The organism is Paracoccus marcusii (assembly GCF_028621715.1).
Classification (GTDB): Bacteria; Pseudomonadota; Alphaproteobacteria; order Rhodobacterales; family Rhodobacteraceae; genus Paracoccus; species Paracoccus marcusii.
In genome coordinates this window covers 93717-117247 of record NZ_CP117466.1, presented here as the reverse complement: position 1 = coordinate 117247, position 23531 = coordinate 93717, and the positions used below count along the sequence as shown (strand labels likewise).

Annotated in this window: 28 protein-coding genes and 1 tRNA gene; 18 read left to right on the top strand and 11 right to left on the bottom strand. The window is 68.4% G+C overall.

Annotated elements, in window-relative coordinates; genetic code table 11:
* The first annotated feature begins 1 nt into the window (after position 1).
* The 7 genes from PRL19_RS00580 (at position 2) to PRL19_RS00550 (ending at position 7670) form a co-directional block, all read left to right on the top strand.
* On the top strand, positions 2-976 hold the full coding sequence (locus PRL19_RS00580) for a diguanylate cyclase (RefSeq protein ID WP_218062288.1): 975 nt from the start codon (positions 2-4) through the stop codon (positions 974-976).
* 117 nt (positions 977-1093) lie between these two features.
* Positions 1094-2692, top strand: a complete 1599-nt coding sequence (locus PRL19_RS00575; protein WP_273743567.1) for an ABC transporter substrate-binding protein — start codon at positions 1094-1096, stop codon at positions 2690-2692.
* Positions 2693-3763 carry an ABC transporter permease gene (locus PRL19_RS00570; protein ID WP_420704403.1) on the top strand — a complete coding sequence of 357 codons (1071 nt, stop codon included), beginning with the start codon at positions 2693-2695 and terminating at the stop codon, positions 3761-3763.
* Positions 3760-4668, top strand: coding sequence for a nickel transporter permease (gene nikC, locus PRL19_RS00565; protein ID WP_252927503.1), 909 nt, complete (start codon positions 3760-3762; stop codon positions 4666-4668). Before PRL19_RS00570 ends, nikC begins: the two co-directional genes overlap by 4 nt.
* On the top strand, positions 4665-5519 hold the full coding sequence (locus tag PRL19_RS00560) for an ABC transporter ATP-binding protein (protein ID WP_273743566.1): 855 nt from the start codon (positions 4665-4667) through the stop codon (positions 5517-5519). The genes nikC and PRL19_RS00560 overlap by 4 nt, the downstream gene beginning before the upstream one ends.
* Position 5520: 1 nt before the next feature.
* Positions 5521-6282 carry an ABC transporter ATP-binding protein gene (locus PRL19_RS00555; protein ID WP_252927506.1) on the top strand — a complete coding sequence of 254 codons (762 nt, stop codon included), beginning with the start codon at positions 5521-5523 and terminating at the stop codon, positions 6280-6282.
* Positions 6279-7670 (top strand): M20 family metallopeptidase, encoded by a 1392-nt coding sequence (locus PRL19_RS00550; protein WP_273743565.1) that lies wholly within the window; start codon positions 6279-6281, stop codon positions 7668-7670. Before PRL19_RS00555 ends, PRL19_RS00550 begins: the two co-directional genes overlap by 4 nt.
* Before the next feature lie 169 nt (positions 7671-7839).
* Here the strand turns inward: PRL19_RS00550 and PRL19_RS00545 are convergent.
* Positions 7840-7916, bottom strand: a tRNA-Arg gene (locus tag PRL19_RS00545).
* Between the two features lie 153 nt (positions 7917-8069).
* On the opposite strand from PRL19_RS00545, the gene PRL19_RS00540 reads away from it, so the two are divergent.
* Positions 8070-8366, top strand: a complete 297-nt coding sequence (locus tag PRL19_RS00540; protein ID WP_045981641.1) for a hypothetical protein — start codon at positions 8070-8072, stop codon at positions 8364-8366.
* A 51-nt stretch (positions 8367-8417) separates the two neighbouring features.
* Here PRL19_RS00540 and PRL19_RS00535 read toward each other — a convergent pair whose 3' ends face one another.
* Both PRL19_RS00535 and PRL19_RS00530 read right to left on the bottom strand, forming a co-directional pair.
* Positions 8418-8879 (bottom strand): GNAT family N-acetyltransferase, encoded by a 462-nt coding sequence (locus PRL19_RS00535; RefSeq protein ID WP_046001007.1) that lies wholly within the window; start codon positions 8877-8879, stop codon positions 8418-8420.
* 66 nt (positions 8880-8945) lie between these two features.
* Complete coding sequence (locus PRL19_RS00530) at positions 8946-10085, bottom strand: aminotransferase class V-fold PLP-dependent enzyme (RefSeq protein ID WP_273743563.1); 1140 nt, start codon at positions 10083-10085, stop codon at positions 8946-8948.
* A gap of 138 nt (positions 10086-10223) precedes the next feature.
* On the opposite strand from PRL19_RS00530, the gene PRL19_RS00525 reads away from it, so the two are divergent.
* The 3 genes from PRL19_RS00525 to PRL19_RS00515 are packed head-to-tail and all read left to right on the top strand — an operon-like array spanning position 10224 to position 13575.
* On the top strand, positions 10224-10931 hold the full coding sequence (locus PRL19_RS00525) for a type 1 glutamine amidotransferase (RefSeq protein ID WP_273743562.1): 708 nt from the start codon (positions 10224-10226) through the stop codon (positions 10929-10931).
* Positions 10928-12283, top strand: a complete 1356-nt coding sequence (locus tag PRL19_RS00520; protein ID WP_046001004.1) for a glutamine synthetase family protein — start codon at positions 10928-10930, stop codon at positions 12281-12283. The genes PRL19_RS00525 and PRL19_RS00520 overlap by 4 nt, the downstream gene beginning before the upstream one ends.
* Positions 12280-13575, top strand: a complete 1296-nt coding sequence (locus tag PRL19_RS00515) for an NAD(P)/FAD-dependent oxidoreductase (protein WP_273743561.1) — start codon at positions 12280-12282, stop codon at positions 13573-13575. Before PRL19_RS00520 ends, PRL19_RS00515 begins: the two co-directional genes overlap by 4 nt.
* Here the strand turns inward: PRL19_RS00515 and PRL19_RS00510 are convergent.
* The 5 genes from PRL19_RS00510 to PRL19_RS00490 are packed head-to-tail and all read right to left on the bottom strand — an operon-like array spanning position 13564 to position 16627.
* Positions 13564-14013, bottom strand: a complete 450-nt coding sequence (locus PRL19_RS00510; RefSeq protein ID WP_273743560.1) for a tellurite resistance TerB family protein — start codon at positions 14011-14013, stop codon at positions 13564-13566. The genes PRL19_RS00515 and PRL19_RS00510 overlap by 12 nt on opposite strands.
* Positions 14014-14045: 32 nt before the next feature.
* Positions 14046-14339 carry a DUF1330 domain-containing protein gene (locus tag PRL19_RS00505; RefSeq protein WP_046001001.1) on the bottom strand — a complete coding sequence of 98 codons (294 nt, stop codon included), beginning with the start codon at positions 14337-14339 and terminating at the stop codon, positions 14046-14048.
* A complete protein-coding gene (locus tag PRL19_RS00500) occupies positions 14336-15196 on the bottom strand; it encodes a PhzF family phenazine biosynthesis protein (protein ID WP_273743559.1) in 861 nt (286 codons plus the stop codon). Before PRL19_RS00500 ends, PRL19_RS00505 begins: the two co-directional genes overlap by 4 nt.
* A 9-nt stretch (positions 15197-15205) precedes the next feature.
* Complete coding sequence (gene ppk2, locus PRL19_RS00495; protein ID WP_273743558.1) at positions 15206-16108, bottom strand: polyphosphate kinase 2; 903 nt, start codon at positions 16106-16108, stop codon at positions 15206-15208.
* A gap of 54 nt (positions 16109-16162) precedes the next feature.
* Positions 16163-16627: a hypothetical protein gene (locus tag PRL19_RS00490; RefSeq protein WP_064503567.1), complete on the bottom strand. Its 465-nt coding sequence runs from the start codon at positions 16625-16627 to the stop codon at positions 16163-16165.
* Between the two features lie 130 nt (positions 16628-16757).
* Between PRL19_RS00490 and PRL19_RS00485 the strand changes: the two genes are divergently transcribed.
* Positions 16758-17054 carry an alkylphosphonate utilization protein gene (locus PRL19_RS00485; protein WP_045981632.1) on the top strand — a complete coding sequence of 99 codons (297 nt, stop codon included), beginning with the start codon at positions 16758-16760 and terminating at the stop codon, positions 17052-17054.
* On the opposite strand, the gene cobD is transcribed toward PRL19_RS00485, so the two are convergent.
* Positions 17051-18013: a threonine-phosphate decarboxylase CobD gene (gene cobD / locus PRL19_RS00480; RefSeq protein WP_273743557.1), complete on the bottom strand. Its 963-nt coding sequence runs from the start codon at positions 18011-18013 to the stop codon at positions 17051-17053. The two genes, PRL19_RS00485 and cobD, sit on opposite strands and share 4 nt — an antisense overlap.
* A 178-nt stretch (positions 18014-18191) precedes the next feature.
* Here cobD and PRL19_RS00475 point away from each other — a divergent pair, with 178 nt between their 5' ends.
* From PRL19_RS00475 to PRL19_RS00450, 6 genes are all read left to right on the top strand, one after another.
* Complete coding sequence (locus PRL19_RS00475) at positions 18192-18695, top strand: type III secretion system chaperone family protein (protein WP_273743556.1); 504 nt, start codon at positions 18192-18194, stop codon at positions 18693-18695.
* 1 nt (position 18696) lies between these two features.
* Positions 18697-19506 (top strand): pyrroline-5-carboxylate reductase, encoded by an 810-nt coding sequence (proC, locus tag PRL19_RS00470; protein ID WP_273743555.1) that lies wholly within the window; start codon positions 18697-18699, stop codon positions 19504-19506.
* Positions 19503-19832: a tRNA-binding protein gene (locus tag PRL19_RS00465; protein WP_194885810.1), complete on the top strand. Its 330-nt coding sequence runs from the start codon at positions 19503-19505 to the stop codon at positions 19830-19832. The genes proC and PRL19_RS00465 overlap by 4 nt, the downstream gene beginning before the upstream one ends.
* The gene (locus tag PRL19_RS00460; RefSeq protein ID WP_273743554.1) at positions 19829-20776 is read left to right on the top strand and encodes a 2-hydroxyacid dehydrogenase; all 948 of its coding nucleotides are present in this window, start codon (positions 19829-19831) and stop codon (positions 20774-20776) included. Before PRL19_RS00465 ends, PRL19_RS00460 begins: the two co-directional genes overlap by 4 nt.
* Positions 20777-20835: 59 nt before the next feature.
* The gene (locus tag PRL19_RS00455) at positions 20836-21033 is read left to right on the top strand and encodes a CsbD family protein (RefSeq protein ID WP_046000993.1); all 198 of its coding nucleotides are present in this window, start codon (positions 20836-20838) and stop codon (positions 21031-21033) included.
* Positions 21034-21148: 115 nt separating this feature from the next.
* Positions 21149-22111, top strand: a complete 963-nt coding sequence (locus PRL19_RS00450) for a magnesium transporter CorA family protein (protein ID WP_045981625.1) — start codon at positions 21149-21151, stop codon at positions 22109-22111.
* Here PRL19_RS00450 and PRL19_RS00445 read toward each other — a convergent pair.
* On the bottom strand, positions 22108-22386 hold the full coding sequence (locus tag PRL19_RS00445) for a protealysin inhibitor emfourin (RefSeq protein ID WP_045981624.1): 279 nt from the start codon (positions 22384-22386) through the stop codon (positions 22108-22110). The two genes, PRL19_RS00450 and PRL19_RS00445, sit on opposite strands and share 4 nt — an antisense overlap.
* Before the next feature lie 28 nt (positions 22387-22414).
* Entirely contained in the window at positions 22415-23485 is a 1071-nt protein-coding gene (locus PRL19_RS00440) for a M4 family metallopeptidase (protein ID WP_046000990.1), read from the bottom strand.
* Positions 23486-23531 lie beyond the last annotated feature (46 nt).

The following is a 23531-nucleotide window of genomic DNA, read 5'->3' as shown; positions in this document are numbered from 1 at the left end:
CATGGACAACCGCCCCGTCATCCTTGTGATCGACGACGAACCCGCCAACATCGAGATCGTCACCGCCGTGCTGGAGGACGAATACGAGATCTGCTTTGCCCTGTCCGGCGAACAGGCCGTGCAGGTGGCCCGCGAAAGCAGGCCGGACCTGATCCTTTTGGACGTGGTGATGCCCGGTATGGACGGCTATCAGCTGTGCCGCATCTTCAAGGCCGACCCGCTGCTCAGCGACATTCCGGTGATCTTCGCCACCGCCCTGGGCGATGACGAGGCCGAGTTGCGCGGGTTGGCAGTCGGTGCGATCGACTATGTCACCAAGCCGATCCGCCCAGCCGCCCTGCAGCGGCGCGTGCGCAACCACGTCCAGATGAAGCGGATGCGCGACCAGTTGACCGAACAGGCGCTGCGCGATCCGCTGACGGGGCTGGCCAACCGGCGCATGCTGGAACGCCGCCTGCAGGCGGAACTGCACCGGCAGGCGCGCGACGGCGGTCTGATCGCGGTGCTGATGCTGGATATCGATCACTTCAAGGGCTTCAACGACAGCTATGGCCACCCCGAGGGCGACATCTGCCTCAAGGCCGTGTCGCAGGCGCTGGCGCAGGCGATCCGCCGGTCGGGCGACCTGTGCGCGCGCTACGGCGGCGAGGAGTTCGCCTGCATCTTGCCCGGCACCGACCTGGACGGCGCCCTTCACCTGGCCGAGACGATGCGCGCCGGTGTCGAGGCGCTGGCCATCCCGCACCGCGCGTCGCAGGTGGGGCAGGTGGTGACGATCAGCATCGGCGTGGCGTCGGGGCGTTGCGACATGGGCAGCGACAACGCCTTCTGGCTGACCGGGGCCGACCGGATGCTGTATCGCAGCAAGCTGGCCGGGCGGAACCGCGTCAGCGGGCAGGTGATGAGCGCCGATCACCCGCTGCGCGACGCGTCCGCGCTGGACGGGCCGGTCGTCGGGGATGTCAGGGCGGGCTAGGCCCTTCCCGTCGGGCAGGCCGTCAGATTGGCATTGAATGCCGGACGGGCCTGCGGCAGGCTGCATGACATGCAACCCCGCGACACAGCGGGGGCCGATCACCGACAGGAACCTCACATGACATATCCCCTGACCATGCGCGCCATGCTTCTGGCCTCGGCGCTGGCGCTTGCACCTGCAGCCTGGGCCGAGACGCCGGCCGACACTCTGGTCGTGGCCCACACGATCGACGATATCATCAGCCTGGACCCGGCGGTAAGCTTCGAGTTCGCGGGCAACGACGTCAACAACAACACCTATGACCGGCTGGTCGATTTCAACCCGCTGGACCCGGACGCGGGCTTCCAGCCCAGCCTTGCGACCGAATGGGCGGTGTCCGAGGACGGCCTGTCCATCACCTTCACGCTGCGCGAGGATGCGACCTTCCATTCCGGCAACCCCGTGCGCGCCGCGGACGCCGCCTGGTCGCTGCAGCGCGCGGTCAAGCTGGACAAGACCCCGGCCTTCATCCTGACCCAGTTCGGCTTTACCGCCGACAACGTCGATCAGATGATCACCGCCGACGGCAACACGCTGACGCTGACGATGGACAAGCCCTATGCGCCGACCTTCGTGCTGAACTGCCTGACCGCCAACATCGCCAGCGTGGTCGACATGGAGACCGTCATGGCCAACGAGGTCGACGGCGACATGGGCAATGCCTGGCTTAACACGAACGAGGCCGGGTCGGGCGCCTATGTGCTGTCGGCCTGGCGTCCGAACGAGGCGGTGCAGCTGACCGCCTATGAGGAATACTGGCAGGGCGCCCCCGAAATGAAGCGCGTGATCGTGCGCAACGTCGCCGAATCCAGCGCGCAACGGCTGCTGCTGGAGCAGGGTGATATCGACGTGGCGCGCAACCTTACGCCGACGGACGTGGAATCCATCGCCGCGGTCGAGGGCGTGACCATCCAGGACGAGCCGCGCGGCCGCATCCTCTACATGGGCCTGAACCAGAAGGACGAACTGCTGTCGAACCCTGCCGTGGTCGAGGCGATGAAGCACCTTGTCGATTACGAGGGCATCACCGGCAGCTTCCTGAAGGGTCAGTTCGTCACCCACCAGACCTTCCTGCCGCAGGGCTATCTGGGCGTGCTGGAGGAGCAGCCCTGGACCTATGACGTGGAGAAGGCCCGCCAGATCCTGACCGATGCGGGGATCGAGGGCGGCACCATCACCACCCGCGTGCGCGATCTGCGCGAATACGTGGACGTGGCCCAGACCCTGCAGGCGTCGATGGCCCAGGTCGGCCTGACCCTGGAGATCGAGCAGATGACCGGCGCGCAGGTGCTGGACGCCTATCGCGCCCGCGAGGTTCCGATCTTCCTGGGCGAATGGGGCCCGGATTATTCGGACCCGAACACCAATGCCGCGACCTTCGCCTATAACCCCGACAACAGCGACGAGGCCGCGGCCGTGGGCCTGCTGGCCTGGCGCAACGCCTATGAGGTACCGGCCGAGATGAACGAGGCCACTGTCGCCGCCACCCTGGAGCAGGACGCCGACGCCCGCGCCGCGATGTATCAGGACATCCAGCGCCAGTACCAGGCCGAGGCCCCGATCGTTCCGCTGTTCCAGCGCATCGAACAGGTCGGCCTGCGCGACGGCGTCCAGAACTGGTGGAGCGGCGGCGCCATTTCGTCGGTCATGTATCGTCAGGTGACGAAGGGCGAATAAATGGCCCCGACCGATCCGACCGGCGCCGCGACCGCATCGTCGCGGCGCCGCGCCCTGACCCGCAGGCGCGTGCGCAGCGTGGCGGGGACCGTCCTGTCGCTGGCGCTGACTCTCCTGGGGCTGCTGCTGGTCACCTTCATCATCGGGCGGGTCATGCCGATCGACCCGGTGCTGAAGGTGGTAGGCGACCGCGCCACCCAGGCCCAGTACGACGCCGCCTATGTGGCGATGGGTCTGGACCAGCCGCTGATCGTGCAGTTCCTGTCCTATGTGGGCGACGTGCTGCGCGGCGATTTCGGACGGTCCATCTCCACCGGGCAGCCGGTGGCACAGGACATCGCCCGCGTCTTTCCCGCGACCTTCGAGCTGGCGGCCCTGGGGACCTTCATCGGCGTCGTGATCGGTGTGCCCCTGGGCGTGATCGCGGCGGCGCGGCGCGGCGGCGTCATCGACCAGGTCGCCCGCGTCGTGGCGCTGGTCGGCTATTCGATGCCGATCTTCTGGCTGGGGCTGATGGGCCTGCTGATCTTCTATGGCATGCTGGGCTGGGTCGGGGGGCCGGGGCGGCAGGGGATCATCTATGACGGGATGGTGCCGAACGTGACCGGCATGATCCTGGTCGACAGCCTGATCGCCGGGGACTGGGGCGCGTTCCGCGACGCGTTCTCTCACATCATCCTGCCGGCCAGCCTGCTGGGCTATTATTCGCTGGCCTATATCAGCCGCATGACGCGCAGCTTCATGCTGGAGCAGTTGTCGGCGGAATACATCACCACCGCCCGCGTCAAGGGCCTGTCCGAACGCGCCGTCATCTGGGGCCACGCCTTCCGCAACATCGCGATCCCGCTGGTGACGGTCATCGCACTGTCCTTCGGCTCTCTGCTGGAGGGGTCGGTCCTGACCGAGATCATCTTCAGCTGGCCGGGCCTGGGCAGCTACATCACCCGCGGCCTTCTGTCGGGCGACATGAACGCGGTCCTGGGCGGAACGGTGGTCGTGGGCGTGTGCTTCGTCGTGCTGAACCTGTTCAGCGACATCCTGTACCGTTTCCTGGATCCGAGGTCGACATGAGCGCCATGACACGCCGCGATTGGTTGCTGTCCGACGCGCCCCAGACCCGCCGCCAGGCGCGGCTTGGCGCGATCTATCAGGGCTGGCTGACCTTCCGCGCCAACAGGCTGGCGATGGTCGGGCTGATCATCCTGGCGCTGCTGATCGGCATGGCGATCCTGGCGCCCTGGATCGCGCCGCAGGACCCCTATGCCCAGAACCTGGCCGACCGGTTGCAGCCGCCGTCGGCGGCGCATTGGCTGGGCACCGACGCCCTGGGGCGCGACATCCTCTCGCGGCTGATCCACGGCTCGCGCATCACGCTGTTCATCGTGGGCACGGTCGCGCTGATCGCGCCGGTCATCGGGCTGCTGATCGGCACGGTGGCGGGTTTTGCCGGGGGCTGGGTGGACCAGGTGCTGATGCGGGTGACCGACATCTTCCTGGCCTTCCCCAAGCTGATCCTGGCGCTGGCCTTCGTCGCGGCCCTGGGGCCCAGCATCGGCAACGCGGTGCTGGCGCTGGCGCTGACCGCCTGGCCGCCCTATGCGCGCCTGGCGCGGGCCGAGACGCTGACCATCCGCAACGCCGACTTCATCGCCGCCGCGCGGCTGCAGGGGGCGGGGCGGCTGCGCCTGCTGATCCGCCACATCTGGCCGCTGTGCCTGTCGTCGCTGATCGTGCGGGTGGCGCTGGACATGGCGGGGATCATCCTGTCGGCGGCGGGCCTGGGCTTTCTGGGCCTCGGCGCGCAGCCGCCGCTGCCCGAATGGGGGGCGATGATCTCGGACGGGCGGGGCTACATCCTCGACTTCTGGTGGGTCGCCGCCATGCCGGGCATCGCCATCTTCCTGGTGTCGATGGCCTTCAACCTGCTGGGCGACGGGCTGCGCGACGTGCTGGACCCCAAGGGAGACAAGTCGTGACCGAACCCCTTCTGTCCGTGCGCGACCTGCGCGTCACCTTCCCGACCCGGCAGGGCGAGTTTCAGGCCGTGCGCGGCATCGATTTCGACCTGGGCCGCGAACGCCTTGGCGTCGTGGGCGAGAGCGGGTCGGGCAAGTCCATGACCGGCCGCGCGATCCTGGGCCTAGTGCGTCCGCCCGGCCGGGTCGAGGCCGCCCGGATGGAGCTGGAGGGCCAGTCCATCCTGAACCTGCCCGACCGGCAGATGCGCGCCATCCGCGGCGGGCGCATCAGCATGGTCATGCAGGACCCCAAGTTCAGCCTGAACCCGGTGATGACCGTGGGCCAGCAGATCATCGAGGCCTATCGCCTGCACGCCCGCGCGCCCCGCGCCGCCGCCCGCGCCAAGGCCCTGGAGATGCTGGAGGCCGTGCAGATCCGTGACCCCGAACGCGTCATGGACAGCTATCCCCACGAGGTGTCGGGCGGCATGGGTCAGCGCATCATGATCGCCATGATGCTGGCCCCCGATCCGCAGATCCTGATCGCGGACGAACCGACCAGCGCGCTGGACGTGTCGGTCCGGACCGAGGTGCTGCACATCATGGACCGGCTGGTCCGCGACCGCGGCATGGGGCTGATCTTCATCAGCCACGACCTGAACCTGGTGGCGCAGTTCTGCGACCGCGTGCTGATCATGTATGCCGGCCGCGTGGTCGAGACGCTGCCCGCCCGCGACCTGCACGGGGCGCAGCACCCCTATACCCGCGGGCTTCTGGACAGCCTGCCGCGGCTGGACGCGCCGGTGTCGCGCCTGTCCGTCCTCCAGCGCCAGGACAGCTGGCGCGACCCCGTCGTGAAAGGCCCCTGAGATGCTGAGCGTTGCCGATCTGACCGTCTGGTTCGGGCAGGAGCCCGACCGCGTCACCGCTGTCCACAACGCGGCCTTCGATGTGGCGCAGGGCGAAAGCTTTGGCCTGGTCGGCGAAAGCGGTTCGGGCAAGTCGACCATCCTGCGCGCCATCGCAGGCCTGATCCCCGGCTGGTCCGGCCGGATCGCGGTCGACGGTCAGGCTCAGAAGGGAGAGCGGCGCGACCGGGCGTTCTTTCGCACCGTTCAGATGGTGTTCCAGGACCCCTATGCCAGCCTGCATCCACGCCATTCCGTCGATGCCGTCCTGGCGGAAACCCTGCGCCTGCAGGGCATGGACCGGATCGACCAGCGCATCGTCAAGCTGCTGGACGACGTGGGTCTGGGCCGGGGGTTCCGCTTCCGCTATCCGCACCAGCTGTCCGGGGGACAGCGTCAGCGCGTGGCGATCGCCCGCGCCTTGGCGGCGGAGCCGCGCCTGCTGCTGCTGGACGAGCCGACCAGCGCGCTGGACGTCAGCGTCCAGGCCGAGATCCTGAACCTGCTGGCCGATCTGCGCGACGAACACGGGCTGACCTATCTGATGGTCAGCCACGACTTGTCGGTGATCGCCCATATGTGCGACCGGCTGGCCGTGATGCAGCGCGGCCGCATCGTCGAGATCCTGCCGGCGTCCCATCTGCGGGCGGGGCAGGGCGCCCAGCCTTATACCACCCACCTGATCGAGGCGTCCGCCGGATACCGCCCGGAGGCCCGCCCATGACCGATGCGCGACAGGATGCGATCGCCCGCGCCGAAGGCTATTTCGACGAGGGCGGATTCCAGGCCGATCTGGCGGCCTTGGTGGCGCATCCGACCGAAAGCCAGGACCCGGCGCAGCGGCCCCATCTGGACCGCTATCTGACCGAGGCGATGATACCGCGCCTGTCCGGTCTGGGTTTCGCCCCGCGGGTGCTGGACAATCCCGACCCGCGGGGCGGCCCCCTGCTGATCGCGGAACGGATCGAGGATCCGGCCCTGACCACGGTCCTGACCTATGGTCATGGCGACGTGGTCCGCGCCCAGACCGACCAGTGGCGCGACGGGCTGTCGCCCTTTGTCCTGACCGCCGAGGGCGACCGCCTGTATGGCCGTGGCGCGGCCGACAACAAGGGGCAGCACCTGATCAACCTGGCCGCGCTGCAGGCTGTCATCGACACGCGCGGGCATCTGGGCTTCAACATGCGGATCATCTTCGAGATGTCCGAGGAGACCGGATCGCCCGGCCTGGCCCAGGTCTGCCGGGATCATGCCGATGCGCTGGCGGCCGATGTGCTGATCGCGTCCGACGGCCCGCGCCTGCAGGCCGACGTGCCGACGCTGTTCATGGGATCGCGCGCGGCGCTGGCCTTTGATCTGGTGCTGGAGCTGCGGTCGGGGGCGCATCATTCGGGAAACTGGGGCGGTCTTCTGGCCGATCCGGCGATGATCCTGGCCCATGCGCTGGCCACGATCTGCGATCGGCGCGGCCAGATCCAGGTCCCGGAATGGCGCCCCGACAGCCTGACGCCCGCGCTGCGCGACGCCTTGCGCGACCTGCCGGTGATCGAGGCGGGCGGCCCCCAGGTCGATGTCGATTGGGGAGAGGTCGGGCTGACACCCACCGAACGCGCCTTTGGGTGGAACAGCTTTGCGGTGCTGGCGATGACCGCCGGTGTGCCCGACGCACCCGTGAACGCCATCGCGGGCCGCGCGCGGGCGACCTGCCAGCTGCGCTATGTCGTGGGGACCGATCCGGATGACATCCTGCCGGCGCTGCGTCGCCACCTGGATCGCCACGGCCATCACGCGGTGCGCATCGTGCCGCGGGACGGCGATCCCGCCCATGCCACGCGGCTGATGCCCGACCATGACTGGGTGCGCCGGGTCGCGGGGTCGGTCCGGCGGACGACCGGGCAGGATCCGCATCTGCTGCCGAACCTGGCCGGATCGCTGCCCAACGAATGCTTTGCGGAAATCCTGGGCCTGCCGACGATCTGGGTGCCCCATTCCTATCGTGGCTGCTGTCAGCACGCACCCGACGAACATGCATTGCAAAGCCTGTCGCGACAGGCGCTGGCGATCATGGCGGGGCTGTGGTGGGATCTGGGGACGCCCGCTGATAGCACTTGACCGCAGGGGTGACAGATCGGCCGGGCGTCTGAACTCTTTAAACCAACCACCAAGGACGCCCGGCCGATAAGCCTCTTTTGTCTGAAGTCGACGGCGGCGTCATCCTGTCCTTATGGACAGGAAAAGATGCACCGATTGGTGCGGTAAGGGTCTGAGCTGAAACGGAAAATGGCGACCCCGGCAGGATTCGAACCTGCAACCTATTGATTAGAAGTCAATTGCTCTATCCAGTTGAGCTACGGGGCCCGCGGGCTGGCCTTTCTTAGCGGCAGGCGCATCGGCAATCCAGACGCTAATCGCCCCGGCAAGCACGAACTTGTGCGCAGGGCCATCCCATGACGATGGAACGGCACCCGCTGGGCCAGTGTTGATGTGCCACACCACCTGAAGGAGGTCGACATGGACCACGCAAATCACACGCGACTGACCCACGACGAACTGACCGAGGCCGTTCTGGACGGCGCCACCGTCTATGGCCCGGGCGACGAAACCGTCGGCAGCGTGTCGCACACGCACGGCATGGGTGCTTCGGCCAAGGTCGTTCTTGACGTCGGCGGGTTCCTGGGCATCGGCGCCAAGCCGGTCATGGTTCCGGCGACCGACCTGGACTTCATGCGCGACGAAAGCGGCACCGTGCATGCCCGGACCAACTGGACCAAGGATGATCTGAAGGCTCTGCCCACGCACGAGCACTGATTGTTCGACAGGAAGACGACGGCGCGCATCGCAGGATGCGCGCCGTTTGAATTACAGCATCAGCGTCATGAAGACCGAATGCGGGTCGGCGCGATAGCTGCCGAAGGGCGGGCATTCCGTGAACCCCTCGCGGGCATAGAGGCCACGCGCCGCGACAAATCCCGGCTGCACGCCGGTTTCCAGCGATAGCTTGGCATAGCCCGCATTCCGCGCGTGACCCAGCATGTGCCGTAGCAACATCCGCGACACGCCCCGCCCGCGCTGTTCGGACAGCACGTGCATGGATTTAAGCTCTCCCTCGGATGCGCCCAGATCCTTGATGGCACCCATGGCCACAGGTTGGCCCGCGTCGCGCACGACGAAAAAAGCGATGGCGGGGTTCTCCAGCGCCTCCTTGGGCATCATGTGGATCGATCCCGGCGGGGTATCGGCATGCATCTCGGCAGTGTGGCGTTGGAACAGCAGGTCCAGGTCGGGCCCAAGCGGGCTTTCCAGGTCGATCGTCAGCGTCATGTCGGGGTCCTGTCGCCACATGGTCACGGCGGGGCACTATCCCGACGTGACGCGCGCGTCAAAGGCTTAGCCGCGCGGGGCGGTCGCCTGGTCCAGCACCGGCACAAGCCGGGCCATCGTGCCGTCGACATCGCGCAGCTTGTCCAGACCGAACAGCCCGATGCGGAAGGTCGAGAAGTCGGCCCCCTCATCCACGGCCAACGGCACGCCCGCCGCGATCTGGGTGCCGAGGGCGGCAAAGGCCTTGCCAGACTTGACCTCGGGGTCGTCGGTATAGCTGACCACGACGCCCGGCGCCTGGAACCCCTCGGCCGCGACCGAGCGGATGCCGCGCGCGGACAGTTCGTCGCGGACCGCCCGGCCAAGGCGCCATTGCGCGTCGCGCGCGGCGGCGAACCCCATCGCGCGGGTCTCCTCCATCGCGTCGCGCAGGCCCAGCAGCGCGTCGGTGGGCATGGTCGCGTGATAGGCATGGCCGCCATCCAGATAGGCCTGCATGATCGTGCGCCATTTCTTAAGGTCCAGCGCAAAGCTGTCGCTGTCGGTGGTGGCCAGTCGTTCGGCGGCGCGATCGGACAACATGACAAGGCCTGCGGCGGGCGAGGCCGACCAGCCCTTTTGCGGGGCCGAGATCAGCACGTCGACGCCCGTGGCCCGCATGTCGACCCAGATCGCACCCGACGCGATGCAGTCCAGCACCATCAGGGCACCCACCTCATGCGCGGCATCGGCCAGCGCGGTGATATAGTCGTCGGGCAGGATCAGCCCGGCCGAGGTCTCCACATGCGGGGCAAAGACCGCGTCGGGGCGCGTCTCGCGGATGCGGGCCACGACCTCGTCGATGGGCGGGGGCGCATAGGCGGGCTGGGGCGCGTTCCCCTGCGGGCGGGCCTTGACCACGGTCACCTCGCGCGCGAATGCGCCCGCGTCGAATATCTGGCTCCAGCGATAGCTGAACCAGCCGTTCCTGACGATCAGCGCATGCGCGTCGCGCCCGAACTGGCGCGCGACCGATTCCATCGCATAGCTGCCGCCGCCCGGTACGATCGCCACCTGGGCCGCGCCATAGACCTCGCACAGACCCGCCGACAGGTCGCGCATGACCTGCTGAAAGCGTTTCGACATGTGGTTCAGTGACCGGTCGGTGAACACGACCGAGAATTCGTCAAGGCCGTCCGGGTCGACCTCGGGGCGCTGATGGGGCATGGGTGCATCCTTTCAGTTGCGCGCAGCCTAGCGCCTGTGCGTCCGCGCGGCCAGACCGCCAAAAGGCGCAAACGCCCCCCTTGCGGCCCCCCCTGCGGGGCGACTAGGCTTCGGACACAAGCAACATCAAGGTTTTTCATGCGGATCGGCATCCTTCAATGCGGCCAGTCGCCGGCGCAGCTGAAGCGGGATTTGGGCGACTATCCGGACATGTTCGTGCGCCTGCTGGCCGGGCGCGGATTCGACTTCACCACCTGGCATGTCGAGGGGATGGAGTTTCCACAGGACATCCACGATGCCGACGGCTGGCTGCTGACCGGCTCGCGCCACGGGGCCTATGAGGATCACGCCTTCATCCCGCCGCTGGAGGATTTCATCCGCCGCGTCCATGACGCAGGCGTGCCGATGGTCGGCATCTGCTTTGGTCATCAGATCATCGCGCAGGCCCTGGGCGGCACCGTGGTCAAGCATCCCGGCGGTTGGGCCGTGGGCGCGCAGGATTACGATTTCGGCGGCCAGCCCGTCACGCTGAACGCCTGGCACCAGGATCAGGTCGTGGCCCTGCCGCCCGGCGCGCAGGTCGCGGGCCGCAACGCGTTCTGCGAGAATGCCGCGCTGATCTATGGCGACCGGGCCTTTACCGTTCAGGCGCATCCGGAATTCGGCGACGACTTCATCCAAGGGCTGATGGACACCCGCGCCAAGGGCGTCGTGCCGGACGACCTGCTGGCCGGGGCTGCGGCCCGCATGGGGCAGGCCGATGGCGCGTCCCTGCTGGCCGACCGGATCGAGGCCTTCTTCAAGCAACCCCGCGCCCTGGCGCGAGCCGACAAAGGTGCCGCATGAGCGACTGGACCGAGAAACTGCCCCAGGCCGCGCGCGACTTCATGTCGGGGCGCCGCCTGGACGAGGTCGAATGCATCGTGGCCGACATGGCGGGCGTCGCCCGTGGCAAGGCCATGCCCGCGTCGAAATTCGCGCGGCAGAACCAGTTCTACCTGCCCAATTCGATCTTCCTGCAGACGATCACCGGGGAATGGGCCGACAACCCGTCGGGCGCCTTCACCGAACCGGACATGGTGATGGTCCCCGACTATTCCACCGCCACCGCCGCACCCTGGACCGCGGACTGGACCATCCAGGTCATCCATGACGCGACCGACCAGCAGGGCAACCCCATGCCCATCGCACCGCGCAACGTGCTGAAACGCGTGGTGCAGCTGTACCGTGACAAGGGCTGGAACCCGGTCGTGGCGCCCGAGATGGAGTTCTTCCTGGTCGCCCGGAACATCGACCCGAACCAGCCGATCATCCCGCCCATGGGCCGCACGGGCAGGCGCGCGGCGGCAAAACAGGCCTATTCCATGTCGGCGGTGGACGAATACGGCAAGGTCATCGACGACATCTACGACTTTGCCGAGGCGCAGGGCTTCGAGATCGACGGCATCCTGCAGGAGGGCGGCGCGGGCCAGGTCGAGATCAACCTGAACCATGGCGATCCGGTGGCCCTGGCCGACGAGATCTTCTACTTCAAGCGGCTGATCCGCGAGGCCGCGCTGCGCCACGACTGCTTTGCCACCTTCATGGCCAAGCCCATCGAGGGCGAGCCGGGCAGCGCCATGCACATCCATCATTCGATCACGGATATCGAGACGGGCCGGAACATCTTTTCCGACGAAAAGGGCCGCGAGACGCCGGCCTTCCTGCATTTCATCGCCGGCATGCAGAAGCACCTGCCCGCCGCCATCGCGCTGCTGGCACCCTATGTGAACAGCTATCGCCGCTATGTCCCGGACTTCGCGGCGCCGATCAACCTGGAATGGGGGCGCGACAACCGTACCACGGGCCTGCGCGTGCCGATCTCGGGGCCCGAGGCGCGGCGGCTGGAGAACCGGCTGGCGGGCATGGACTGCAACCCCTATCTGGGGATCGCGGCCAGCCTGGCCTGTGGCTATCTGGGCCTTCTGGAGGCCGAGAACCCGCGCGCCGAATGCCTGGGCGACGCCTACATGTCCGAGGACGAGCTGCCCTACAACCTGGGCGACGCGCTGGACCTGATGTCGGAGAGCGCGCCCATGCGCGGCGTCTTGGGCGAGGATTTCTGCGCCGTCTACGAATCGGTCAAGCGCAATGAATACAAGGAGTTTCTGCAGGTCATCAGCCCGTGGGAACGCGAACATCTGCTGCTGAACGTATGAACCTGCTGCACCTGAACGACCGGCTAGGGGCCTATCCGCCCAGCCTCTATGCCGATCAGTGCGGGCCGCAGCCCGACCTGCCGCCCCTGCGGGGCGAGGCGCGGGCGGATGTGGCGGTGATCGGGGCGGGCTATACCGGCCTGTCGGCCGCGCTGCATCTGGCGCGCCGGGGCCTGTCGGTCCGGGTGCTGGAGGCGCAGCGTGTGGGGTTCGGCGCCTCGGGCCGCAACGGCGGCCAGATCGGGTCCGGCCAGCGGCAGGAGGTCGACTGGCTGGAGGCGCAGCTGGGCCGCGACATGGCCCGCCGCCTGTGGGACCTGGCTGAGGAGGCCAAGGCCGCCGTCCGCACCATCGCCGCCGAAGCGGGCGTGCGGGTCCGCGACGGCATCGCACATGCCTGCCGTACCGCGTCCGAGGTCGATCACGCCCGCCACATGGCCGACCATCTGGCACGGCATTACGGCTACGACCGGGTCACGCCCCTGGATCGCGACGGGCTGGCGGCGGCCTTGGGCAGCACTGCCTATGTCGGCGGCGATCTGGACCGCGGGGCGGGGCATGTGCAGCCGCTGGCGCTGGCCCTTGGGATGGCGCGGCTGGCGCGGGATGCGGGCGTCGTGATCCATGAGCGCGCGCAGGTCACCGACCTGACCCATGGTGCGCCCAGCATCATCCGCACCGATCAGGGCGTGCTGCGGGCCGATCACGTCATCCTGGCCTGCAACGGCTATCTGGGCGATCTGGACCGGGGCGTCGCCGCGCGGGTCATGCCCATCAACAACTATATCGTCGCGACCCCGCCGCTGGATGATCACCCCGAGATCCTGCCGGACCGCATCGCTGTGGCAGACACGAAGTTCGTGGTGAACTACTGGCGCGTCGACGACGACCGTCGGCTGGTCTTCGGCGGTGGAGAGACGGTCACCTACCGCTTTCCGCGCGACATTGCGGCGGTGGTCCGCCCGCATCTGCTGTCGGTCTATCCGCAGCTGCAGGACGTGCCCCTGACCCATGCCTGGGGCGGGACGCTGGCCATCACCATGAACCGCATGCCCTGCTTCACCCGGCCCGCGCCGAACTGCCTGTCGGCCAGCGGCTATTCCGGGCATGGCGTGGCGATGGCCACGCTGGCGGGGCAGTTGATGGCCGAGGCCGTGGCGGGCCAGGCCGAACGGTTCGACGCCATGGCCGCCGTTCCCACCCGGCCCTTTCCGGGCGGTGCGGCCCTGCGCAAGCCGCTGCTGGTGGCGGGGATGGCGTGGTTCGGGCTGCGCGACCGGTTAGGGTTTTAGGCCCGTCCGGGCCAGCACCTGCTGACGGATCTCGGCCGATTCGCGGTCGGTCATGCCCAGAAGGCTGGAGACCAGGCGGATCAGGCTGTCCTCATCCGCGCCGCGGCTGTTGTCGGCATAGGCGACCTCCCACAGCGCGGCCAGAACGGCACGACGATCCTCCAGCGCGATGCGGTCCTTGATCTGGCGGGTAAAGCGGACGGTGTCGCTGGCCTCCGCCTCCAGCGCCTCGGCCTGGGCGCGGCGGGCGGCGGCCTCGGCGGCAGTCAGACCGCGGCGGGACAGGACCTGTTCGATGCGGTCACGTTCAGGCTGATCGTAATGATCGTCGGCCCGCGCCACGCGCACCAGCAGCGCGGCGATGGCCAGTTCGGCATCGTCGCGGTCGATCGGCGCGGCGGTATCGCCCATCAGGCGTGTCAGTAGGTCCATGAACATGGCCGAAGGATGCCCCCGCAGGTGCCCGCGGTCTAGCCGGGCCAGCCCTCGACGATGATCACATCTGCGGCAGAGACCGGCTCGCGCAGCGCCTTGGCCGCCTGATAGCCGGGACTGTCGTAACAGGCTTGCGCCGCCTCCAGCGACGGGAACTCGATCACGACGCTGCGGGGGCGGGCATGGCCCTCGACCACCTGCTGCGCGCCACCGCGCACCAGGAAGCGCGCGCCGTATTCGGCAAAGGGCGCGGCATTGGCCCGGCGATAGGCGTCATAGGCGTCGGGGTCGTCGATCGTCACATGGGCGATCCAATAGGCCTTGGTCATGTGTCCTCCGGAATGCGGATGCGGCCTTGGGCCACGGGAACGGCACGGCCGGACACGCAGACCTGCGCCAGCGCGCCGCCCTTGACGGCGATGCGCAGGCCCAGCTGCGACGGGCGCCCCATCTCGACCCCCTGGCGCAGGGACAGGCGCGTCTCTCCCTCGGGCAGGACGCCTGCGGCCAGCAGGGGGGCGGCCAGGGTCGCGGTGGCCGATCCGGTGGCGGGGTCCTCGGGGACGCCGCTGCCGGGGGCGAACATGCGCGCGCGAAACCCTGCGCCGTCGGGGGCATAGGCATAGACCTTGCCGACCCGTGCCGTCAGCGCCTCGAATGCGGCCCCGGCCGGGCGGGCATCCGCCAGGGCCTGCGCGTCGCGCAGCGGCAAGAAGATGAAGGCCGGACCCGCATGGGCCACGACCGGGCGGTGCGTGTCGAAACCCACCTGATCCGCGCCGAGGCCCAGGCCCGCCGCCGCCAGGTCAGCGGCAACCGCATCGCCCAGCTGCGGCAGCACGGGGGCCGCGAATTCGGCCAGGCCGTCGCGGATGGTCACCGGGACCGGCCCGGCCTCCTCCTCCAGCACCAGATCGCCGTCGCCCGCCGACAGGTGCAGCGCGCAGCCGATGGTAGGGTGACCCGCGAAGGGGATCTCTGCCAGCGGCAGGAAGATGCGGACGCGGGCGCGGTGCGCGGGATCGCGCGGGGCCATGACGAAGATCGTCTCGGACAGGTTGAACTGGCGGGCGATGGTCTGCATCTGCCGCGTGCTCAGCGCATCGGCCCCCATGACCACGGCCAGCGGATTGCCCGCAAAGGGCCGGTCGGTGAAGACGTCATAGACATGATATTCCAGCATCATCGCCCCGGTTCAGTATTTTTGCGGAACATACAGCTCGCGGGGGACCGCGTCGCGCTCATAATCGGGGTTGAAGACGCGGTCGGGCAGGGTGATCTGTTCGTGGTCCACGTCGCCATAGGGGATCAGGCCCAGCAGGTGGTCGATGCAGTTCAGACGCGCGCGCTTCTTGTCATTGCCGGGCACGATGTACCAAGGCGCCTCGGGGATGTTCGTGCGTTCGAACATGTCCTCCTTGGCCTTGGTATAGGCCTCCCACCGGACGCGGGACTGCAGGTCCATGGGCGACAGCTTCCACTGCTTGAGGGGGTCGTGGATGCGCATCTGGAACCGCATCTGCTGCTCCTCGTCCGTGATCGAGAACCAGTACTTCACCAGCCTGATGCCCGACCGGACCAGCATGCGTTCGAATTCGGGCACGTCCTGGAAGAACTGTTCGACCTGATCCTCGGTGGCAAAGCCCATGACGCGTTCCACGCCCGCACGGTTGTACCAGCTGCGGTCGAACAGCACGAACTCTCCTCCCGCCGGCAGATGAGGCACATAGCGCTGGAAGTACCACTGCGTCTTTTCCCGGTCGGACGGGGCGGGCAGGGCGACGACGCGGGCCACGCGCGGGTTCAGCCGCTGCGTGATGCGCTTGATGGCGCCGCCCTTGCCGGCGCTGTCGCGCCCCTCGAACAGCACGACGACGCGTTCGTTGTTGTGGCTGACCCAGTCCTGAAGGCGGATCAGTTCAGATTGAAGGCGCAGCAGTTCGCGGAAATACAGCTTGCGGTCCATCTGGTCGGGATGGTGGCTGCGATAGATGCGCCGGATTTCGGCCGACAGGGCGGCGTCCTCCATCTCCAGTTCGATATCCTCGTCCAGGGTCTCCTGCAGTTCTGCCTGCAGCCAGTCCTTGTAGTCGTTCATCTGCGTCTCCGGTGGCTTTGCTGCGGTCTAGGGACGGAATGTGACGATAGGGTGTCAGCGCATGAACTGGCGCGCGCAATCGGGCGTGACCGCCAGCACCAGACTGCCGTCGCGCAGCCCGTCGACCGTGCCGCACCAGGCGCCCTGCACGGTGAACAGGCTTTTCGTGCCCCGCGCCGGGCGATAGGCGATGCGCCGGCCTTGGGTGTCGAACAGGTTCAGCACCCCGACCGCGTTCGGCGCGTAATAGCCCACGACCGACCCGTCCGAGGTGAAGATCACCCGCCCCTCGTTCACGCGGTCGGTGGGGCGGTTGCCCGGTGCGGTCGGCGCGTTCGCGGTGTTTCCGGCCGAGTTCCAGGCCGCATGGGGTGCATTGCCCGGCCGCGCGGGGCTGTTGGCGGGGTTCCCGGGCCCCAGGTCGAACGGCAGCTGCGTGCGGTCCAGCACCATCAGCGGTGCGTCGGCCAAGGCCGCGGGGGCGGCCAGCATCGTCAGGAACAGGGCAAGTCGCATCATCGGGGGCATCCTTTTCGCAGGCCCATCATGGCCAAACCCCGCGCCCTGCGCCAGAGGTTGCGCGGCCCGCCCCTGCGGCCTAAGGCGTGACGGGCGGCACCCTGCGCCGCCAGCCGCGAAAGGGCAGACCATGGCCGATGACGACTATGTCTATGACGAGGCCACGGGAGAATGGCGCCCCGCCGCCGAGGTCGCGGCCGAGGCCGCCGCCGCCGGCATCGTGCGCGACAGCGCGGGCACGCCGCTGGCCGACGGCGACCAGGTGGTCGTCATCAAGGACCTGAAGGTCAAGGGCAGCAGCACCGTGATCAAGCAGGGCACCGTGATCCGCGGCATCCGCCTGACCGACGACCCGGCAGAGGTCGACTGTCGCCACGACGGCATCAGGGGCCTGGTCCTGCGCACGGAATTCCTGCGCAAGCGCTAGCCGGTCAGGGCCTGCCCGACGCGGGCGAACTCGTCCCGGCTGCCGGGAATGCCAAGCCGCAGCCAGCGGTCCGAATAGGGAAAGCGCCGGGTCCAGACATGTGCGCGGGCCAGCGTGTCCTGGGCCGCCTGCGCGTCCGGCGTGTCGTACAGACGGAACAGATGCGTCCCGCCCAGGGGCCGCCAGCCCGCGCGCGCGGCCAGCCGGTCCAGGTTCAGCGCGGCTTCGGCGTGATAGGTGACGGTGTGGTCGGCCCAGGTCCGGTCGGCCATGGCGGCGGTCGCGATCTCCAGTGCGGGGCCGCTGACGGACCAGGGGCCCGCGGCCTCGCGCAGCGGCGACAGCAGGGCCGGGTCCGCCAGCGCAAAGCCAAGCCGCAGCCCGGCCAGACCCCAGAACTTGCCAAAGCTGCGCAGCACCACCGCATTGGCGGGCAGGGACCGGGCCAGCGACAGGTCGGGGCGCGCATCCGCGAAACTTTCGTCGACGATCAGCAGGCCGACCCGCCGTGCCAGCGCGGCCAGGACCAGGGGCGACCATTCCCGCCCGTCGGGGTTGTTGGGGTTCACGACGACGGCCAGGTCGGCGCCATCCATCCTGTCCAGGTCGGGGGCGGGGGTGACACGCCAGCCCGCGGCGGTCAGGCTGGCCGCATATTCGTTGTAGCTGGGCGTCAGCACCGCCGCGTGGCCCGCGGGCCGCAGGCGCGGCACCAACTGGATCGCCGCCGTGGCCCCCGCCATCGGCAGGACATGGTCGTCCGCGCAGCCGAACCATTCTGCGGCGACGCGGATCAGCGCCCGTTCCGCCCTGGCCATCGGCAGCGCGCGAAAGGCCGTGTCCGACAGGGGCTGGACCGGCCAGGGCCTGCGGTTGATGCCGGTCGACAGGTCGATCCAGTGGCCCGTGCCGAAACGTGCCTGCGCCGCATCCAGATTGCCGCCGTGATCGCGTGCCATGCCGCCCCCTTGGTCCTGTCCGCCCCTGCTAGGACACCACCGCCGCGGGGGCAATTCGGACTTTACACCAGTGGTAAAGCCGACCACGATATGTTGTAAGCGCCATGGCCGCCGACCCCCGGTGTTGTGTGGCCACCCAAGGACCACCGCGGCGCAAGACCGCAGCCACAGGCAGACCATGACGCAGATCGATTCCTCCATGCGCATCGACGACATCCACCCCATCGACATCGTCGAGGCCGTGGCCACCCACCATGCCTGGGAGTTCGACCGCCTGGCCGAGGATCAGATCGTCATGGATGTGGACGGCCAGTGGCGCCGCTATGCGCTGACCCTGGCATGGTCGCCCCGCGACGCGGTCCTGCGGCTGATCTGCAGCTTCGACATGGACCCGCCGGCGGACCGCATGCCGGCGATTTATCAGACGATCAACCTGGCCAACGACCGAGTCTGGGACGGGGCCTTCACTTTCTGCGCGCCGCAGCGACAGATGGTCTGGCGGTACGGGCTGGTGCTGGCGGGGGACGCGATCGCGTCGCCCGAACAGGTGGACCGGATGATCGGCACCGCCCTGGCCGCGTGCGAGCGGTTCTATCCTTCGTTCCAGTTGGCCGGGTGGGGCGGCACCTCGCCCGCCGCGGCGCTGGAGATTGCCTTGGGCGAAACCTACGGACGGGCCTGATATGAACGATTTCGACGACATCAACGCGCGCGGACTGGTCCTGGTCGGATGCGGCCGCATGGGCGGGGCGATGCTGCAGGGGTGGCTGGCGCGCGGGCTGGACGCGGGCGCGGTCACGGTCATCGACCCGAACCTGGCACCCGAATGGCAGGACCGCGGGTTGCGCGTGAATGCGGACCTGCCGGCTGATCCGGCCGTGGTCGTGCTGGCGGTCAAGCCGCAGATGATGGGCGGCGCGCTGGCCGCGATGCCGGACCTGTCGGGCAGCCTGGTGATATCGGTCGCGGCGGGCACCACCATCGCGACCTTCGAGGCGGCCTTTCCCGGCGCCCCCGTGATCCGGGTGATGCCCAACACGCCCGCGGCCATCGGTCAGGGCATTTCCGCGATGATCGGCAACGGTGCCGCAACGCCCGCGCATCTAGACCTGGCCGAGGCGCTGATGCGCGCCGTGGGCCGCGTCGTCCGGCTGGAGCATGAGGGCCAGATGGACGCCGTCACCGGCCTGTCGGGCAGCGGCCCGGCCTATGTGTTCCACCTGATCGAGGCGATGGCCGCCGCGGGCGCGGCGCAGGGCCTGTCGCCCGCGCTGTCGCTGGAACTGGCGCGCATGACCGTGGCCGGCGCCGGTGCGCTGGCCGTCCATGCGGACGAGGACCCGGCCGTGCTGCGCCGCAACGTGACCTCTCCCAACGGGACGACCGCGGCGGGGCTGGCGGTGCTGATGGACGACGATGCGGGCCTGACGCCGCTGATGGTCCGCACCGTGGCGGCCGCGACCGAACGCGGGCGGGAACTGGGTCGCGGATGATCACCTTTGACGATTTCCTGAAGGTCGACATCCGCGTCGGCACCATCACCCGCGCCGAACCCTTCCCCGAGGCGCGCAAGCCCGCGATCAAGCTGTGGCTGGATCTGGGCGATCTGGGAGAGCGCAAGTCTTCGGCCCAGATCACCCGTCATTATGATCCTCAGACGCTGGTCGGCACGCAGGTGCTGTGCGTCGTGAACTTTCCGCCCCGCCAGATCGGCCCCGTCATGTCCGAGGTGCTGGTCCTGGGCGTGCCCGACCCCGACGGAGAGGTCGTGCTGATCCGCCCGGACCTGACCGTCCCCAACGGAGGCCGTCTCTATTGAAGGTTCTTGTCACCCGCCCGATGACCGACCGCGCCACCGCCGCCATCCGCGCGGCCTGCGACGCGATATTCCGCGACAACACGCCCCTGACCGTCGATCAGGCAGGCCAGGCGATGCGCGATTATGACGCGATCATCCCGACGCTTGGCGATGCGTTCGGGGCCGAGGCCTTCCAGGGCGATCTGCGCTGCAGGCTGCTGGCCAATTTCGGTGCGGGGTTCAACCATATCGACATCGCCGCTGCCCGCGCCGCCGGTGTGGCGGTCACGAACACGCCCGACGTGGTGACGGACGCCACCGCCGACATCGCGCTGACGCTGATGCTGATGGTGCTGCGCCGCGCGTCCGAGGGCGAACGCCTGCTGCGGGCGGGCGGCTGGACCGGGTGGAACCCCACGCAACTGCTGGGCGCGGAGATGTCGGGCCGCACCCTGGGCATCGTCGGCATGGGCCGGATCGGTCAGGCCATCGCGCGGCGCGCGCATCTGGGCTTCGGGATGGAAGTGGTGTTCTTCAACCGCTCGACCGTCGCGGGGCTGGACTTTCCGGCCCGGCAGATCGGTGATCTGCGCGCCATGCTGGCGGCCTGCGACGTGGCGGTGATCGCCGTGCCGGGGGGTGCGGCCACGCGCGGCCTGATCGGCGCGGCCGAACTGGAGGCCCTGGGTCCCCAAGGCGTGCTGGTCAACATCGCCCGCGGCGACGTGGTGGACGAGGACGCCTTGATCGCAGCCCTGGTGGACGGCCGCATCGCGGGCGCGGGCCTGGATGTCTATGCGCAAGAGCCTCATGTGCCCCACGCCCTGCGGGATGCCCCCAATGCCACGCTGCTGCCGCATCTGGGAACGGCCACCGACGACACGCGCACCCGCATGGGCCTGCGCGCGCTGGCGAACCTGCAGGCCCATATGGACGGCGGCGTGCCGCCCGACCTTGTCCGCTAGGAACCTGCCACGGCTGCGGGCGTTATTCCGGCATATGAACGTCTGAAAAGGAGGCGGAAATGAACTGGGATATCATCGAAGGCAAATGGAAGCAGCTGAAAGGCGCGACCAAGGTCAAATGGGGCGAACTGACCGACGACGAGCTGGATCAGATCGACGGCAACAAGGACAAGCTGGCCGGCAAGCTGCAGGAAAAATACGGCTGGACCAAGGACGAGGCCGACCGCGAAATCGACGATTACTATCGCGACAAGTGATCGCCCTGCCGCAACCGCCAGTAAGGGGCGTCCCATCCGGGGCGCCCCTTTCCACATCCGCTTGATCGTTTGTCCGCGGTAGGGCACCACGGGGGCGAACCGACCGGAGCGTCGCATGTATTACGCCTATTCCATCGAGAACGGTCGCCTGGTGCGCCTTGCCGCAGAACGCGATGTCGCGGACGCGGCATGGATCGACCTGATCCAGCCGAACGACGCCGAGATCGCGCAGCTGCGCGTGCTTGGCGTGCCTGTTCCCAGCCTGGCCGAGATGGAGGAGATCGAGCTGTCCAACCGCCTCTATCGCGAGGACGGGCTGGACTACATGACCGCGATGCTGCCGGGAGAGCGCGCCGGGGGTGACCGGATCTCGATGCCGGTGACGTTCATCCTGTCGACGGACCGGCTGGTGACAGTGCGCCACCATTCGCCGCGGCCGTTCCTGACCTATCCCGAACGCGCCGAACGCTCGACCCTGGGCTGCGGCACGCCCGACCGCCTGTTCCTGGGCCTTGTCGAGGAGATCATCGCCCGGCTGGCCGACATCCTGGAAGGGGCCGGCCGCACGCTGGACCAGACCACCGCCGCGGTGTTCGAACGCCGCGCGGTCGCCGCGGCCTCGGACCGGTTGCAGGCCGCGCTGCAGGATGTCGGACGCGAGGCCGAGACGATGGCGCGCGTCCGCCTGGCCCTGCTGACGGTCGAGCGGATGCAAGCGTTCTATACCGCCACGCTGGAGGACCGCCCCGAGGAGGGCCGCCTGCGTGCCGCCACCCGTGCCCAGATGCGCGACATCCAGGCGCTGGAGGTGCATGCCGATTTCCTGGGCGGGCGGGTCAGCCTGGCGGTGGACACCACGCTTGGCCTGATCAACCTGCAACAGAACAACACGGTCCGCATCCTGTCGGTCGTCGCGGCGCTGTTCCTGCCGCCGACGCTGATCGCCAGCGTCTATGGGATGAACTTCACAAACATGCCGGAGTTGGACGAACCCTGGGGCTATGCCTTTGCCCTGATCCTGATGGGCGGGACGACCCTGGGGACATGGCTGTTCCTGCGTTGGAAGGGCTGGATCTAAAGATCGTCCAGCAGGTCCAGCATCTCGGGGGGCATCTGACCCTCAGAAAGAGTGATGGCGTGCGGGCCGGTCGCGTCCGTCACGGTGATCGCATAGCGCATCCGGTCCGGGCAGCCGGGACAGGGGGTGGCCGCCATGTCGGCCAATGCCTTGGGGTGGAAGGCCGCGCACAGTTCCTGCGCCCGGGGTTCGGGTTGGGCGTCGGTGTCGATGCGGCGCGAGGTGGCGGCAGTGATGCCGCCAAAGCCGCCATGGCTGCGGATCTCTATGATCATGCGGTCCTCCGGTCCGCGGATCATAGGATCAGACCGCGATTCCCACAAGTTTCCACGCGCGCCGTAGCAGCAGCGCCTGTTGGCTGCCCGCGCCCGCCAGTGCCGCCGCGCTGCGCAGGGTCTGGTCGGCGAAATCGGAAAAGCTGGCCATCGGATTGTTCAGGTCCTGCAGCGTCCGGTACCAGATGCGGCCCGGCAGCTCCCACGCGTTGCCGCCCAGATAGCTGCAGAACAGGTAGAAGGCATGGTTCGGAATGCCCGAATTGATGTGCACGCCGCCATTGTCGTCGGTCGTGGTGTTGAACTGATCCATGTGCCAGGGCTGGGGATCGGTGCCCAGCAGATCGTCGGCATAGGCCGTGCCCGGTGCCTTCATGCTGCGCAGCGCCACGCCGTTGATGCCCGCGCCCAGGATGCCGCGCCCGATCAACCAGTCGGCCTGATGCGCGGTCTGGCCCAGCACGCGCTGTTCGGCCAGCGCGCCGAAGACGTCGGCCACATGTTCGTTCAGCGCGCCGGACTGGTTCTCGTAGATCAGCCCGCCGGAATGCTGGATGACACCATGGGTCATCTCATGCGCGATGACCGACAGCTGCAGGAAGGTCCGGAAGATCTTGCCGTCGCCCGTGCCATAGGCCATCTGCTGCCCGTCCCAGAAGGCGTTGTTGTAGTTGCGGCGGTGCTGGACCGTCGCCACCAGCGGCATGCCGCGTCCGTCCAGCGAATTGCGGCCGTATTCCTCGGCGAACATCGCGAAGACCTGGCCGGCGCTGTCATAGGCCAGGTCGGCATCCGCGATGCCGGACGGCGCGTCGCCCTCGGCCCGGACCAGGCGGCCGGGAAGGGCGGCGCGGAATTCACCGTCATGGATGCGGCGGTCGGGGCAGCACAGGTCGGGATCGGGGGCGATGCCCTGCGGCGCGGGCGGCAGGCTGGCCCAGGCCGCGCGCTCCTCGCGCAGCTGTTCGTCATGGCGCAGCAGCGTGCGGGCCATGTCGGCGGTGGCGGGATCGCCGCGCAGCGCCAGCACCCGCAGCATATAGGGCGGCACAATGCAGGCGATGGGATTGTGGTGAGAGCAGCCGAACGACAGGCACATGGGGCGACCTTTCCGCGTTGGTTCACCCCAAGGTAGCACGGAACGC